The organism is Micromonospora sp. NPDC049301 (genome assembly GCF_040678715.1).
Lineage (GTDB): Bacteria > Actinomycetota > Actinomycetes > Mycobacteriales > Micromonosporaceae > Micromonospora.
In genome coordinates, this window is sequence record NZ_JBFAQO010000001.1 from 1123214 (window position 1) to 1138914 (window position 15701).

General features: G+C 74.2%; 8 protein-coding genes. 6 read left to right on the forward strand and 2 right to left on the reverse strand.

From position 1 onward, the window contains the following. The first annotated feature begins 14 nt into the window (after positions 1-14). From AB0K07_RS05420 to purE, 5 genes are all read left to right on the forward strand, one after another. Positions 15-2534 (forward strand): bifunctional diguanylate cyclase/phosphodiesterase, encoded by a 2520-nt coding sequence (locus AB0K07_RS05420; protein ID WP_363751149.1) that lies wholly within the window; start codon positions 15-17, stop codon positions 2532-2534. A 130-nt stretch (positions 2535-2664) separates the two neighbouring features. Next, complete coding sequence (locus AB0K07_RS05425; RefSeq protein ID WP_363751151.1) at positions 2665-3552, forward strand: hypothetical protein; 888 nt, start codon at positions 2665-2667, stop codon at positions 3550-3552. Between the two features lie 80 nt (positions 3553-3632). Further along, the gene (locus AB0K07_RS05430) at positions 3633-5669 is read left to right on the forward strand and encodes a thioredoxin domain-containing protein (RefSeq protein ID WP_363751152.1); all 2037 of its coding nucleotides are present in this window, start codon (positions 3633-3635) and stop codon (positions 5667-5669) included. A 152-nt stretch (positions 5670-5821) separates the two neighbouring features. Further along, on the forward strand, positions 5822-6997 hold the full coding sequence (locus AB0K07_RS05435; RefSeq protein ID WP_363751153.1) for a 5-(carboxyamino)imidazole ribonucleotide synthase: 1176 nt from the start codon (positions 5822-5824) through the stop codon (positions 6995-6997). Between the two features lie 52 nt (positions 6998-7049). After that, complete coding sequence (gene purE, locus AB0K07_RS05440) at positions 7050-7541, forward strand: 5-(carboxyamino)imidazole ribonucleotide mutase (protein WP_363751154.1); 492 nt, start codon at positions 7050-7052, stop codon at positions 7539-7541. A 146-nt stretch (positions 7542-7687) separates the two neighbouring features. On the opposite strand, the gene AB0K07_RS05445 is transcribed toward purE, so the two are convergent. Both AB0K07_RS05445 and AB0K07_RS05450 read right to left on the reverse strand, forming a co-directional pair. Next, positions 7688-12583, reverse strand: coding sequence for a permease (locus AB0K07_RS05445; RefSeq protein ID WP_363751155.1), 4896 nt, complete (start codon positions 12581-12583; stop codon positions 7688-7690). A 151-nt stretch (positions 12584-12734) separates the two neighbouring features. Beyond that, the gene (locus AB0K07_RS05450; RefSeq protein ID WP_363751156.1) at positions 12735-14162 is read right to left on the reverse strand and encodes a UDP-glucose/GDP-mannose dehydrogenase family protein; all 1428 of its coding nucleotides are present in this window, start codon (positions 14160-14162) and stop codon (positions 12735-12737) included. A 250-nt stretch (positions 14163-14412) separates the two neighbouring features. Between AB0K07_RS05450 and AB0K07_RS05455 the strand changes: the two genes are divergently transcribed. Further along, complete coding sequence (locus AB0K07_RS05455) at positions 14413-15582, forward strand: acyl-CoA dehydrogenase family protein (protein ID WP_363751157.1); 1170 nt, start codon at positions 14413-14415, stop codon at positions 15580-15582. Positions 15583-15701: the final 119 nt, after the last annotated feature.

The window sequence follows — 15701 nt, forward strand, 5'->3', positions numbered from 1 at the left end:
GACGGGGGAGGTCGATGACCTCCGGCCCGACCGACCGGCTCGGCGTGCGCGGCACGCCTGCCCGGGTGCTCGTGCTCACCGCCGCGGTGACGTTGACCGCCCTGGTCGCCGCCGCGGTCGGGTTGACCCTGCCGGACCGGCTGCCGGCCGACGATCCGCTCGGCGGTCCGGCCCGTTTCGGCATCGCCGTCGCCGTCTTCGCCGTCGCCCAGTTCGCGCGGCTGCGGTTCCGCTCGTCCGCCGGCATGGTCAGCATCACCTGGGGCGAGGCGGCGCTGATCGTCTGCCTGTACCTGACACCCGCCGGCTGGCTGCCGTCGGCCGCCCTGCTCGGCGCCGGGCTGGCCTGGACGGTGCTCTCGCTGCACAACGACCGCCGTCCGATGCTGGAGATCGTCCGGATCGCCGCGTCGCTGTCCGCCGCGGTGGCGCTGGCCGTGTCCGTGGCCACCGCGTTGGGCCATCCACTGCTCGCCCCGCCCACCCCGATGCTGGCACTGGCCGTGATCGCCGGCTCGGTGACGTACCTCCTGGTGACCGCCTGGCTCGGCGGGGTGACGCTGGGCCTGCGGCACGGGCTGCCGATCGGGCCGCCGCTGCTCGCCGCGCTGCGCGGCAAGCTGCTGATGTTCGTGGGCAACGTGGCGGTCGGCCTGGTGGTGGTCGCGCTGCTGGAGCTCGACCCGCGCTGGTTGCTGCTGCTCCCGCCCCTGCTCTGGCTGCTCCAGCAGACCTACCGGTACCGGCTGCGCTCCGACCAGGAACGCCGGACGTGGCGGGCCTTCGCCGAGGCGACCGCGGCTCTCAACCAGCTCGACGAGCGGGGCGTGGCCAGCGCGGCGGTGACCGGCGCGCTGGCGCTGTTCAACGCCGAGCTGGTCGACGTGGACGTGGCCCGGGCCGATGGCCGGTGGCGCCGGTACCGGGGTGACCCCGGTGGTCAGTTGGTCGACCGGGAGGTGAGCCCGCCGGACCGGTCGGAGCCCGACGAGCACGAGCTGATCCGACCGCTGTCGGTGGGCGCCGCGCCGGTCGGTCGGCTGCGGGTCCGGTTCCCCCGGTCCGCTCCGCCCACCGCCCGGGAACGCGACGCGGTGGCCGCGTTCGGCGACGCGCTCGCCGCCGCGCTGCACGACGCCGCGACCCACCGCGAGCTGCGGCTGGTCACCGCCCGGTCGTCGTACGAGGCGGTGCACGACCCGCTCACCGGGCTGGCCAACCGGGCCGCGATGCTCGGGAAGGGCGACCAGTCGCTGCGGCAGCTCGCGCACGATCACCCCGTGGCGCTGCTGCTGCTGGACATCAACCAGTTCAAGGAAGTCAACGACACCCTCGGGCACGCCGCGGGCGATCAGCTGCTGCGGCTGACCGCGAACCGGCTCAGCGCGTTGGCCCGCCCCGGTGACCTGCTCGGCCGGCTCGGTGGCGACGAGTTCGCTCTGCTGCTCACCTCGGTGCCGGTGCTCGGCGACCGGGCCGCCCCGATGGCGCACGCGCTCCGGCAGGCGCGGGAGATCGCCGAGCGGCTTGCCGCACCGACCGAGGTGGCCGGGGTGCGGATGTCGATCGAGGTGTCGGTCGGGGTGGTCGTGGCCGACGCCGGCACCGCCGACCTGACGGAGCTGCTGCGCCGGGCCGACATCGCGATGTACCAGGCCAAGGAGGGCGGCGGCAACGTCGCCGCGTACGACGGCGCCCGGGACGCGGCCAGCACCGACCAGCTGGCCCTGCTGGCCGAGCTGCGTGAGGCGCTGGAGGTGGACGACCAGCTGGTCCTGGCGTTGCAGCCGGCGGTCGACCTGGCCACCGGCGCCCCCACCGGGGTCGAGGCGCTGATCCGGTGGCGGCATCCCCGGCGCGGCTGGCTGGGCCCGGCCGACTTCATCCGGCCGGTGGAGAACAGCGAGCAGCTCGGCACGTTCACCCGGTACGTGCTGGACAAGGCGCTCGGCGTGGCGGCCGAGTGGGCCCGGGAGGGGCTCGACGTCCCGATCTCGGTGAACCTGTCGGCGCGCAGCCTGCTCGACCCCCGGCTGCCGGCGGAGATCGCCGACGCGCTGCGCCGGCACCAGGTGCCGCCGCGCCGGCTGGTCCTGGAGATCACCGAGACGGTGGTGATGAGCGAGCTGGAGGTCATCGACGAGGTGCTGGCCACGCTCCGGTCGATGGGCGTGCAGCTCGCGGTGGACGACTTCGGTACCGGCTTCTCCTCGCTGACCTTCCTCACCCGCATCGCGGTGGACGAGTTGAAGGTGGACCGTTCGTTCGTGATCCGGATGGCGGACTCGCCGGAGGCGGCGGCGATCGTACGCACCACCGTGGGCCTCGCCCAGGAGTTGGGCCTGCGGGTGGTGGCCGAGGGGGTGGAGACCGCCGAGCAGCGGCTGGCCCTTGCCGAGCTGGGCTGCACCTCGGCGCAGGGCTACCACTTCTTCAAGCCGATGCCGGCGGACAAGATCAGCGCGGTGCTCGGGTCGCTGCGCGACTCGGCGGAGTCGAACGTCTTCCGGCTCCGCGCCGACGGCGCCTCCTGACCGTCGGCCACCTCCCACTGATCGGTTCCGGACGGGGCGGCCAACCGCCCGCCAACCTTCTAGAGTCGATCGAGCTACGCAGATGCATTGATCTGCGCGGCCGTCACGTCCACCTGTCGAAGGGACAGCCATGCGACTCTCCCGGAAACGTCCCATCCTCGCGGCGGCGCTCGCGCTGACCGCCGCGTCGCTCGGCGCGCTGGCCGCAGCCCCACCCGTGCAGGCGAAGGCGCCGCAGTCCGGCTCGCTGACCGTCACCGGCGACCCGGATGACCCGGTCAGCGAGGGCCGGAGCTACTCGTTCGCCACGGCGACCGGGGACGGCTTCAACGTCTGGGGCACGGCGAACCACCTCACCGTCCAGGTCTTCGACCCGCCCGCCGGCCCCTGGACGATCGACCTGAGCGCGCCGGTCGGTCAGGCGCTGACCGTGGGCACCTACACCGGCGCCACCGAGAACACCTACGAGAGCCCGCTGCCCGGCATCGCGCTGAGCGGCAACGACCGGATCTGCCCGTACGGGCAGACCGGCTCGTTTACCGTCACCGACATCTCCTGGGGCCCGCACGGCTACCTGGAGCGGTTCGACGCCACGTTCGAGCAGCGCTGCAACTACAGCACCGGCTCGGCCCGCGGCGAGGTGCACGTCGCCAACCCGCCGGCACCTCCGGTGCTGGCCGTCGGCGTGCAGGTGGCCGCCTCGGGCACGATCGACACCCGGACCGACGAGGTGACGGTGCACGGCACCGTGACCTGCACCGCACCGGCCACCGTCTACGTCGACGGTGGCATGACCCAGACATGGCACGGCACGCGTGTCGAAGGCATCGTCCGGGCTGAGGTGGCCTGTACCCCGGGCGCCCCGGTCGCCTGGACGGCGAGTTCACCCTCGTTCAGCTCCACCCCGTTCCGCAGGGGTGACGTCGAGGTGACCGCCAATGCCAGCTCCTACGACACCACGTACGACATCTTCGTCAGCGACTCCGACACCGCGACGGTCAGCCTGGGGCGAGGCTGATCCGCGCCCGGCCCAGGCCCGCGCGGCCTGGGCCGGGTGACCGCCCGGCGTATCCGTCCGGGGCTGGTTATGGTCGTCGGGTGAACCGACTCGCCGGCGCCACCAGTCCGTACCTGCTCCAGCACGCCGACAACCCGGTCGACTGGTGGCCCTGGTGTGACGAGGCGTTCGCCGAGGCGAAGCGACGGGACGTGCCGGTGCTCATCTCGGTGGGCTACGCCGCCTGCCACTGGTGCCATGTGATGGCGCACGAGTCGTTCGAGAACGAGCACGTGGCCGCCCTGCTGAACGACGACTTCGTGTCGATCAAGGTGGACCGGGAGGAACGCCCGGACGTCGACGCGGTCTACATGACCGCCACCCAGGCGATGACCGGGCAGGGCGGTTGGCCGATGACCGTTTTCGCCACCCCGGACGGCACCCCGTTCTTCTGCGGCACCTACTTCCCGCGGGCCAACTTCGTCCGGTTGCTCCAGTCGGTCGCCACCGCCTGGCGGGACCAGCGCGAGGAGGTGCTGCGCCAGGGCGCCGCCGTGGTCGAGGCGATCGGCGGCGCACAGGCCGTGGGCGGGTCCACCGCGCCGCTGGACGCCCCGCTGCTCGACGCCGCCGCCGCGACCCTGGCCGGCGAGTACGACACGACCAACGGCGGCTTCGGGGGCGCCCCGAAGTTCCCGCCGCACATGAACCTGCTGTTCCTGCTGCGCCACCACCAGCGCACAGGCGACCCGCGCAGCCTGGAGATCGTCCGGCACACCGCCGAGGCGATGGCCCGGGGCGGCATCTACGACCAGCTCGCCGGAGGCTTCGCCCGGTACTCGGTGGACGCGCACTGGACGGTGCCGCACTTCGAGAAGATGCTCTACGACAACGCGCTGCTGCTCCGCGTCTACACCCAGCTCTGGCGGCTGACCGGCGACCCGCTGGCCCGCCGGATCGCCCGGGACACCGCCCGGTTCCTCGCCGACGAGCTGCACCAGCCGGGCGACGGCTTCGCGTCCGCGCTGGACGCCGACACCGAGGGCGTCGAGGGGCTCACCTACTCCTGGACGCCGGCCCAACTCGTCGAGGTGCTGGGCGAGGAGGACGGCCGGTGGGCCGCCGACCTGTTCGCCGTGACCGAGCAGGGCACGTTCGAGCACGGCACGAGCGTGCTCCGGCTCGCCCGGGACGTCGACGATGTCGCACCCGAGATCCGGGCCCGCTGGCAGCAGGTGGTGGGGCGGCTGCTCGCGGCCCGGGACGACCGGCCACAGCCGGCCCGTGACGACAAGGTGGTGGCTGCCTGGAACGGCCTGGCGATCACCGCCATCGTCGAGTTCCAGCAGGTCGTCGCGCTGTACGCGTCGCCGCAGGACGAGGACGCCAACCTGATGGAGGGTGTGGTCATCGTCGCCGACGGCGCGATGCGCGACGCCGCCGAGCACCTGGCCGCCGTGCACCTGGTCGATGGCCGGCTGCGCCGGGTCTCCCGGGGCGGTGCGGTCGGTGAGCCGGCCGGCGTTTTGGAGGACTACGGCTGCGTGGCCGAGGCGTTCTGCGCGCTGCACCAGCTCACCGGCGAGGGCCGGTGGCTGACCCTGGCCGGTGGGCTGCTGGACGTCGCGCTGGAGCACTTCGCCGCGCCCGGTGGCGCCTTCTACGACACCGCCGACGACGCGGAGCGGCTCGTCGCCCGGCCGGCGGACCCGACCGACAACGCCACCCCGTCCGGTCGGTCGGCGCTGATCGCCGGGCTCGTCGCGTACGCGGCGCTGACCGGTGAGACCCGCTACCGGGAGGCCGCCGAGGTGGCGCTCGGCACGGTGGCGCCGATCGTCGGGCAGCACGCCCGGTTCACCGGGTACGCGGCAACGGTCGGCGAGGCGCTGCTGTCCGGGCCGTACGAGATCGCCGTGGCGACCGACGACCCGACCGACGACCCGCTGGTGGCGGCGGCCCACCGGCACGCCCCGCCCGGCGCGGTGGTGGTCGCCGGGCGGCCGGACCAGCCCGGGGTGCCGCTGCTGGCCGACCGGGCGCTGGTCGACGGGCGGTCCGCCGCGTACGTCTGCCGGGGCTTCGTCTGCCAGCGCCCGGTCACGACGGTCGAGGAGCTGGTCGCCGAGCTCCGCTGAGCGTGCCCCGCCCGATGGTTGCCCCGTGTAGCGCCCGCGAGGCCGCCCGCGCCCCGCGTCCGGCTGCGGCGGGCGGCACCCGGACGGATCGACGGCGCGAGCGGCGGCCCTGCGGGTGGCCGTGTCGGCGGCCCGGATAGGCTGGCCGCGCTATGGATTCCCGTACCGGTCTGCCTGTTGTCGGCATGGTGGGTGGCGGCCAGCTGGCCCGGATGACCCACCAGGCCGCGATCGCCCTCGGCCAGTCACTGCGCGTGCTCGCGGTCGCTCCCGACGACGGCGCGGCGCTGGTCGCCGCCGACGTCCAGTACGGCGACCACACCGACCTGGCCGCGCTGCGCACCTTCGCCAAGGGCTGCGACGTGGTCACCTTCGACCACGAGCACGTGCCGACCGAGCACATCCGCACGCTGGCCGCGGAAGGCGTGACCCTGCATCCACCCGCGGACGCGCTGCTGCACGCCCAGGACAAGCAGGTCATGCGGGAGCGCCTGGCCGAGCTGGGCGCTCCCAACCCGGCGTGGCGGCCGGTCGGGGAGCCCGCCGACCTGGTCGGCTTCGGCGAGCAGGTCGGCTGGCCGGTGGTGCTCAAGGCGGCCCGGGGTGGCTACGACGGCCGGGGGGTCTGGCTGGTCGACGACGTCGTCCAGGCCACCGAGCTGGCGCGGACCCTGCTCGCCGGCGGCACGCGGCTGATCGTCGAGGAGCGGGTGCCGCTGCGCCGGGAGCTTGCCGTGCAGGTGGCCCGCTCGCCGTTCGGCCAGGTGGCCGCGTACCCGGTCGTCGAGACGGTGCAGCGGGACGGCATCTGCGTGGAGGTGCTGGCCCCGGCGCCCGGCCTGGACGAGGAGCTGGCGGTCACCGCCCAGCAGTTGGCCATCGACCTGGCCACCGCGCTCGGCGTGGTCGGCCTGCTCGCGGTGGAACTCTTCGAGGTGCGCGACGCGGCCGGCCGACCGGCGATCGTGGTCAACGAGCTGGCGATGCGTCCGCACAACTCCGGGCACTGGACCATCGAGGGAGCGCGGACCTCGCAGTTCGAGCAGCACCTGCGGGCGGTGCTGGACTACCCGATGGGTGACACCGGGCTGGCCGCGCCGGTGGTCGTGATGGCCAACGTGCTCGGCGGCGAGCCGGGCGGGATGTCGATCGACGAGCGACTGCACCACCTCTTCGCCGCCGAGCCCGGGGCCAAGGTGCACCTCTACGGCAAGCAGGTGCGGCCCGGCCGCAAGATCGGGCACGTCACGGTGCTCGGGGACGACCTGGACGACGTACGGGCGCGGGCCGCGCGGGCCGCGCGCTGGTTGCGTGAGGGGCACGAGTGAGCGCGAGGCGTGAGCCGGTCAGCCCCGCAGCCGCGAACGAAGGAGAGCCGCAGTGAGCACGGTCGGGCTGATCATGGGCAGTGACTCGGACTGGCCGACCATGCGGGCCGCAGCCGAGGTGCTGGACGACTTCGGGGTGCCGTACGAGGTCCGGGTGATCTCGGCACACCGGACCCCGGTCGCGATGATCGAGTACGGCCGTGACGCCGCCGACCGGGGCCTCAAGGTGATCATCGCCGGTGCCGGTGGGGCTGCGGCGCTGCCGGGCATGGTCGCCTCGGTGACCCCGCTGCCGGTGATCGGCGTGCCGGTGCCGCTGAAGCACCTCGACGGCATGGACTCGCTGCTCTCCATCGTGCAGATGCCCGCCGGGATCCCGGTGGCCACCGTCTCGATCGGCAACGCCCGCAACGCCGGCCTGCTCGCCGTGCGGATCCTCGGAGCGGCCGACGAGCACCTGCGCGCCCGGATGGCGACCTACCAGCAGGACCTGGAGAAGCTGGTGGCCACCAAGGAAGCCGCCCTCCACGCCACCCTGAGCTGACCCACCCCGGTCGCGGTCATCCCGACCTCGCCCCGACCCGGCACGCTGATCCCGACCTCGCACGGACCCGGCCCGCCGATCCCGACCTCGTACGGACCCGGCCCGCTCACCGCCCCCACCCACCCACGCCGCAGGGACCCTCCGGTTCACCTCATGCCGCGTAGCGCGGTCTGTAGGCGTTCCTGGGCGCGGCGGCGGCGCTCGTTGCTGGCGCCCAGGATGAGCAACAGGATGCCAACCGGGATCAACGCGAGCCACGGGCCGAGGCTGAACAGCGCGTGGATCGCGGTGATGGCGGTGACCGACGCGCCGACGATCACCGGCGCCTGCTGCCGGCTGGACGAGCCGAAGATCAGCACCGCTACCGCCCCGAGCAGCAGCAGCATCTGCCGCAGGGTGCTGGACTCGGTGGCCAGCACGATCGCCAGAGTGGGCACGAACGCGGCGACCAGCGCCGGCCCGTACGCCACCCAACTGCTCATGTCCGACCGGTGGCGTAGCTCCAGCACCCCGACCAGCAGTGCCAGCGCGGCGAACGGCAGCGTGTACGCCTCGGGCAGGGCCACGTTGGCGACCCGCATCATGATCCACCAGGCGCTGATCTCGCAGGCCACCACCGCCCAGAACAGGATCCGGCGCTCCACCGGCCGGCGACCGGGACGCGTCGCCGCCACCCCGAGGACCGCGCCCCAGGCGGCCAGCAGTGCGGCGATGTGCCGGGGCGAGTCGAAGGCGAGGGCGAGGGCGATCAGCGCCGCCGCGTACCCGCTCCACTCCACCGTCGCGGCCTCGCGCTGCGCCTCGGGGCGGCGCAGCCGGGGCAGGGTCGCCGAGAACACCAGCAGGGCGGCCCCGACCGCGAGGACCCCGAACGCGGACCAGACCGCGGCCAGCCCGGCGACGAGGCCGGCGGTGAGCACGAAGAGCTGCGCCATCAGCGAGGCGAAGAGCCAGCCGAGGATGCGGGCCCGCTGGGTGGCGCCGTACAGGGCCGCCACCGTGCCGACGCCGACCGCGCCGCCGAGGGTGAACAGGGTCAGCTCGCGGGTGGCCAGGCTGCCGGCCAGCCCGGCGCCCCCGGCGGCCAGGCCGATGACGAACACCAGCACCCGGGCCAGCCGCAGCGAGCGGGCCGGCTCGACCAGCGGCGGAGGCGGGGTCAGCGCGAGGCCGAGCATCGCGATGGTGAAGACGGAGAGCGCGGCGAGGGTGCTCGCCGGCCAACCGCTGCCCAGCGCGATGGGCGCGATCAGCAGCGTGACGGCGGCACCGGGCAGCACCACCGGCACGGCCCGGGACCGGCGTCCGCCGCTGAACCCGGTGGCGGCCAGCGCCGCCGCCGCGGTGAGCAGCAGCGCGGTGAGCACGTGGGTCGGGTCGACCACGTCCGGCGGCGGACTGAGCAGTTCCGGCGGCGGACCCTGCCAGATGCGGGTCAGCGTGCGGTGCGGGTCGACCAGGGCGGCGACCAGGGTGGGTGTGATCGAGGCGAGCGCCAGGGCGGTCGGCAGGGCCGCCGCGGCCAGAGCGCCGGCCGACGGGCTGACCCGCCACCGCCGCCGATCCGGGTCGTCCGGCAACCGCCGCAGTGCGCCGTCGAGCAGGACCGCCCAACGCCGGACCGGCTGGGCCGAGCCGGCCGGCGGCACGGTGGCCGCGCGGATCAACTCGGCCAGCACGCCGAGCAGCGCGGCGGCGGCCGCGTAGACGCCCGAGGCGAGGCCGGTGGGGATGGCGGCGAGAGCACTGATGGTGGCCCCGCCGACGATGGCCACGCTGGCCCAGGGCAGGTACTGCGGGACGTGCCGGCGGACCGCGGCCACGGCGGCCAGGCCGAGGCTGGACGCGGCCAGCGCGGCGGTCAGCACCACCTGTGCCGAGTGTTCGAACTCGGCGGCCAGGGCGGCCACCGAGCCGGGAAGAGCCAGCAGCGCGGCACCGGCCGCCGCACCGCCGATCTGCACCAGGTGCGGTGGCATCCCCTCGGTCTCGAGGTCGGTCACCTGTGGACCGGCCAGTACGCGGGCCAGCGCGGCCACCGCCACGCCGATCAGCGCGATGCTGCCCAGCGCCAGCGCGGTGGTCCACGGTCGGACCAGGCCGGCGCCGGCCGCGTGCAGCGCGACCACCCCGGCCACGGTGGCCCGGGACAGCCCAGCCCGGGCCTCCTCCGTGGCCACGGCGGCCATCCCGTAGACGGTGGCGACCATTCCGCCGACCAGGACCGGCGACCACCAGGGCAGCTCGAACGCGGTGGGCGCGCCGATCGTGGCCAGCACGACCGCCGCGCCGGACACGTCCCACCGCCACGGCGGGGGGAGCAGGATGCCGGCCGCGAGGGCCAGCAGGACCAGAGCGACCGGGGCCTGCCAGGTGGAGCCGCCGGTCGGCGCGGCCGGCCAGCCGCTCAGGTCGCCGTCCCAGATCGGGCCGGGGGTCGCCAGCACACCCAGCCCACCGCGCAGCGCCGTCCACCCGGCGAGTACGCCGATCAGCAGGCCGCCGATGGTGATGCCGAGAATGGGCCCGCGACGCCACTCCTCGGGCATGGCGCGGGCCCCGACGGCCACCACCAGCACCAGGCCGGCGGCGACCGCCAGCTGCCCGCCCGGGGTCAGCACAGCCGCGATCCGGACCAGTGTGGCGATCAGGGCGGTGGTGACGGCCGCAGCGGCCAGGTCCGAGCCGTCCAGGGTGAGATCGGAGCGGCGGCCAGCGTCGATCGACGGTGCCAGGAAGAGCAGCACCGCGGCGACCAGCAGCAGGGCGCCGACCCAGGCGTCGGCGACGGTCGCCCCGGGGGCGCCGAAGGCGGCGGCGGTGACCACCAGCGCGCCCAGCCCGGTGCCGACGGACAGGGGCGCCGGGATGCGCCGCTGGGACACCTGCACCATGGCGGCGTAGCCGAGGGTCACGCAGACCGCGAGGAAGCTCGCCGCCAGCACCGGGACGGTCACCTCGCGCAGGCTGGCCGGTGTGGGGGTCGGGTCGGTGGGCACGGTGGCGGCCACGAACGCGGCGACCGCCCCGGGCAGCGCGAACGCCGCGCCCCCGGCGGCCCAGGCGGTCACCGTGTCGGCGGCGACCGAGGCGATCCGGATCCGGGGTGCCAGCGCGACCAGGGCCCCGGCCGCGAAGAGGGTGAGCAGGACGGCGGCGGTGAGCGTCGGACCGGCCAGGCTGGCGCCCGCGCCGAACAGGCCCACCACGGCGGCCGCGACGGAGTGCGCCAGCGCGGCGCGGCTGGTGCGCGCGGAGAGGCCGATCACCCCGATCCCGACGGCGGTGAGCACCATCGGCCAGGGTGCCGACGCCCAGCCGAGACCGAACGAGGCCGGCACGGCCAGCGCGGTCAGCGCCGCCCCGGCGACGGCGAACTCGCGCCGGATCTCCGGTGGCAGGGCCAGCACCGCGGCGATGGTGAGCAGGAACGCGGCGCCGGCGAGCTGCCAGGTGGTCGGGCCGACGGCGGCGGCCAGCTCGGCCGGGTACCGGTCGAGGTCGGCGCCCCAGGCGGGCAGCGCCGCCCGGACCGGGGCGACCCCGGCGCGCAACGCGCCCCCGGCGACCACCAGCCCGCTGACGGTGAGTGCCACCGCCGAGGCGACCTGCGGGCCCCGACGGGCGGCCTCGGGGACCGCGCGCACCGCCAGCCCGGTCACCGTGATGACCGCCGCGATCAGCAGCAACGCCCGGCCGGGCAGCGCCACCGAGGCGATCCTGCTGAGCGTCCCGATCACGGCCAGGGTGAGGATGCCGGCCGCCACGTCGGGCAGCGGCGGGCGGCGCAGCACCAGCGCGCCGGCCAGCCCGGCGGCGGCGGCCAGCAGCAGCACCATCCCGGCGCCGGTCGCCGTCGGCACGGTCTCCGCGCGGAGCAGGGCGGTGACCGCGTACGCCAGGGCGACGGCGACCGCCACCCCGTGGAGCAGCCAGATCAGCTCGCGCAGCCCCGGCACCGGACGGACCGGCCGGGCGTCGGTGGCCCCCGCGTCGGGGTCGACCACCTCGGCGGCCTCCTCCGGGTCGCCCTCGGGTCGGCTCTCGGCGCTGCGTTGCCGGGGCGCCGACGGCGTGCCCGGGTCCGGCAGGTCCTGCCGGACGGGTCGTTCCACCGTGACCCCGGAGCGGGTCAGCCAGAGGTCGAGGAGGGCGACCAGGGTGAGCACCAGAGCCCAGCCGCCGGGCCCGGTGATCCGGTCGTACGCCAGCAGCGGCAGCACCGGCTGCGCGGCGAGCACGGTGGCGAACCGGGGTGTGCGCAGGCCGGTCCAGCCGGCGTACCCGAACGCGACCACGGCGGTGACCGCGAAGATCACCCCGGCGAAGACCGCGCCGGACGAGCCCCCGTTGCCGATCCGGTCGACCGCCCACAGGGCGTTGCCGGCCAGCGGCACCAGCAGCAGGCCGACCGCGGAGATCGTCTCGGCGGTCGAGGTGAGCCCGCGGCGGGCCAGTGCCGGCGGCGCGAGCAGCATCAGCACCGTGGCGAGCAGCAGGATGCCGAGGCGGGCCAGCGCGTCCATCGAGCTGGTCGCCACCGCGGCGAAGACCACCGCGGCCACCCCGAGCAGCAACGCGCCCAGCCCGAGCGGGATGTTCTGCACCTCGCGGGAGGACGCCTCCGGGGGGTGCTCCGGGTCGTCCGCGTCGAGCCAGGACGGCGGGGGCGGGGGCGGCGGTGGGTCCTCCGCGCTGGGCGGGGTGCCCTGACGCGGCACCCGGGGCGGGGCGCCGGTGGTGGCGGTCGGCGGCCGACGGCCGGGACGGCGGCGCAGCACCCGGCGCGGCCGGGTGGCCTGCTTGAGCCGTTCCTCACCGGCGTGGGCGAGGATGTCCCGCTGGAAGAGCGCGGCCTGCATCTTGGCGGCGATCTGCCGCTGCTCGCGGGCGATGGCGGCGTCGCGCGCCTTCATCTCCGCGATCGAACGCTCGATGTCCGCCAGGTGCTCGACCCACTGGGCCTGATCGGCCCCGCAGTGCGGGCAGCGGACGGCCGGCTTGATCTCCCGGCCGCACGAGGAGCACTGAAAGGTCGCCACGACACCCCTCCGCCCGCACTGTGGACTCCCACTGTCGCAGCATGCCCAAAGCTGGCGCGGATTTCGACACTTGTCGGCGGGTCCGGGGCAAACAACGACACCGGCCGGCCGCGGAGAGGTGCTCCGCGACCGGCCGGTGAGGTCGGATCCGTCAGGGGCGGCCCATGCCCCGGTACTCCCAGCCGGCCTGGGTCCACAGTGCCGAGTCGAGGCAGTTGCGGCCGTCGACCACCTTGCGGCCGGCGACCAGCTCGCCGAGGGCGACCGGGTCGGCGTTGCGGAAGTCGGCCCACTCGGTGAGGACGCAGACCAGGTCGGCGCCGGTGACCGCCTCGTTGATGCCGGTCTCGTAGGTCAGCTCGGGTACGGCGCGGCGCGCGTTCTCGGTGCCCTGCGGGTCGTACACGTGCACGTCGGCGCCGGCCTTCTGGAGCAGCGCGGCGACGGCGAGCGCCGGGGCGTCGCGGACGTCGTCGGTGTTGGGCTTGAAGGTGGCGCCGAGGACGGCGATCCGGGTGCCGGAGAAGTCGGGGCCGGCAGGGCCGGAGCGGCGGCCGAGCAGGTCCGCCGCGAGCTGGAGCACCCGGGTACGGCGGCGCAGGTTGATCAGGTCGACCTCGTGCAGGAAGCGCAGCGCCTCGCCGGCGCCCAACTCCTGCGCGCGGGCCTGGAAGGCCCGGATGTCCTTCGGCAGGCAGGCGCCGCCGAAGCCGAGGCCGGCCTGGAGGAACCGGTTGCCGATCCGCGGGTCGTAGCCGATCGCCCGGGCCAGCTGGGTGACGTCGCCGCCCGAGGCCTCGCAGACCTCGGCCATCGCGTTGATGAAGGAGATCTTGGTGGCCAGGAAGGCGTTCGCGGCGACCTTGACCAGCTCGGCGGTCGCGAAGTCGGTGACCACCAGCGGCACCTCGCGGTCCTCGGTGGCGGCCAGGTCGAAGACGCCCTTGTGCGCGGCGTAGAGCATGCCGTTGGCCCACTCGCTCTTCACGCCGACGACGATCCGGTTGGGGCGCAGCACGTCGTCGACGGCGAAGCCCTCCTGGAGGAACTCGGGGCTCCACGCCACCTCGACGCCCAGGTCGTTGGGGCTGTGCTTGCCGACCAGCTGCTCCACCCACTCGGCGGTGCCCACCGGCACGGTCGACTTGCCGACGATCAGCGACTTGCGGGTCAGGTGCTGCGCCAGGCTGGTCACCGACGCCTCGACGTACGACAGGTCGGCACCCATCCCGTCGGCCCGCTGGGGGGTGCCGACGCAAATGAAGTGGACGTCGCCGAAGTCGGCGGTCTCCGCGATGTCGGTGCTGAATCGCAGCCGGCCGGCGGCCAGGTTGCGCTTGAGCAGCTCGTCCAGGCCGGGCTCGTGGATCGGCACCTGACCGGCGTTGAGCTTCGCGATCTTGTCGGCGTCCACGTCGAACCCGAGCACCTCATAGCCCAGCTCCGCGTAGCAGATGGCGTACGTCGCACCGAGGTAGCCGGTCCCCAGGAAGGTCACCCGCGGGCGAGGAGCGCCCGAGGGCGGCGTCACCGTGGCGATGGCGGGGGTCGGCTGGATGGTGGGATAGGGGATCGTCACGCCTGTCTTCTCCGCTCGCACTGGCGGCGCTTCGTCGCGTCGCATTCTGCTGCGGCGCCTGGCCGGGCACCGGAGGGGTGGCTCACTGTCTGTCTTCCATCATCGCTCAGCGGCGTGGGTACTCCGTCAAGCCTCTACCTACGCGCCGGTAACATCCACCTGAACTGCAGTCGCTATCCTTCAGTCTGCGCGGTCGGCGGTCAGGGGAGGCTACAGACTGCGCATGATAGCGGTGAAGGGGAGGGCCGAGATGGCCGCAGGGGAGTCGTTCGACGTCTACCGGTTGCCGGAGGAGCACGAGGCGATCCGGGAGGCGGTCCGGGAGGTCTGCACGGCGAAGGTGGCTCCACACGCCGCCGAGGCCGACGAGACCGGTGAGTTCCCGAAGGCGTCCTACGACGCGCTGCGGGCCGCCGACTTCCACGCGCCGCACATCCCCGAGGAGTACGGCGGGGCGGGCGCGGACGCGTTGGCCACCGCCATCGTGATCGAGGAGGTGGCGCGGGCCTGCGCGTCCTCGTCCCTGATCCCGGCGGTCAACAAGCTCGGCACCATGCCGCTGCTGCTGTCCGGCTCCGAGGACCTCAAGCGGCGCTACCTCACGCCGGTGGCGGCGGGGGATGCGATGTTCTCGTACTGCCTCTCCGAGCCGGAGGCGGGCAGCGACGCGGCCTCGATGACCACCCGTGCCGTACGTGACGGGGATCACTGGGTGCTCAACGGTGTGAAGCGCTGGATCACCAACGCCGGCGTGTCCGAGTTCTACACCGTCTTCGCGGTCACCGACCCGACCGCCCGGTCCCGGGGAATCTCGGCCTTCGTGGTCGAGAAGTCCGACTCGGGGGTGAGCTTCGGCGCCCCGGAGAAGAAGCTGGGCATCAAGGGCTCGCCCACCCGCGAGGTCTACCTGGACAACGTGCGGATCCCGGCGGACCGCATCATCGGCGCGGAGGGCACCGGCTTCGCCACCGCGATGCGGACCCTCGACCACACCCGGGTCACCATCGCCGCCCAGGCCATCGGGATCGCGCAGGGCGCGCTCGACTACGCCAAGGGGTACGTGGCCGAGCGCCGGCAGTTCGGCAAGGCGGTCGCCGAGTTCCAGGGTGTCCAGTTCATGCTCGCCGACATGGGCATGAAGCTGGAGGCGGCCCGGCAGCTCACCTACGCCGCGGCCGGCAAGTCCGAGCGCGGTGACGCGGACCTGACCTACTTCGGCGCGGCGGCCAAGTGCTTCGCCTCCGACGCCGCCATGGAGATCACCACCGACGCGGTGCAGCTGCTCGGCGGCTACGGCTACACCCGGGACTACCCGGTCGAGCGGATGATGCGGGACGCCAAGATCACCCAGATCTACGAGGGCACCAACCAGGTGCAGCGGATCGTCATGGCGCGGCAACTGCTCAGCGGCGCTGTCTAGACGCGCCGCCCCTGTCCGGTCCGACCGCCCCACCGCCATCCGGCGGTGGGGCGGTCGGCGTTCGTACGTGAGTCCCCACACACCAGGTCGTTGAGGTAGTCAACGATGTCGGCAGAAGG

Excerpts from the sequence above, each read along its gene's own strand:
- AB0K07_RS05455 (WP_363751157.1), top strand. The coding sequence starts at position 14,413 with ATGGCCGCAGGGGAGTCGTTCGACGTCTACCGGTTGCCGGAGGAGCAC.
- AB0K07_RS05435 (WP_363751153.1), top strand. The coding sequence starts at position 5,822 with ATGGATTCCCGTACCGGTCTGCCTGTTGTCGGCATGGTGGGTGGCGGC.
- AB0K07_RS05420 (WP_363751149.1), top strand. The coding sequence starts at position 15 with ATGACCTCCGGCCCGACCGACCGGCTCGGCGTGCGCGGCACGCCTGCC.
- AB0K07_RS05425 (WP_363751151.1), top strand. The coding sequence starts at position 2,665 with ATGCGACTCTCCCGGAAACGTCCCATCCTCGCGGCGGCGCTCGCGCTG.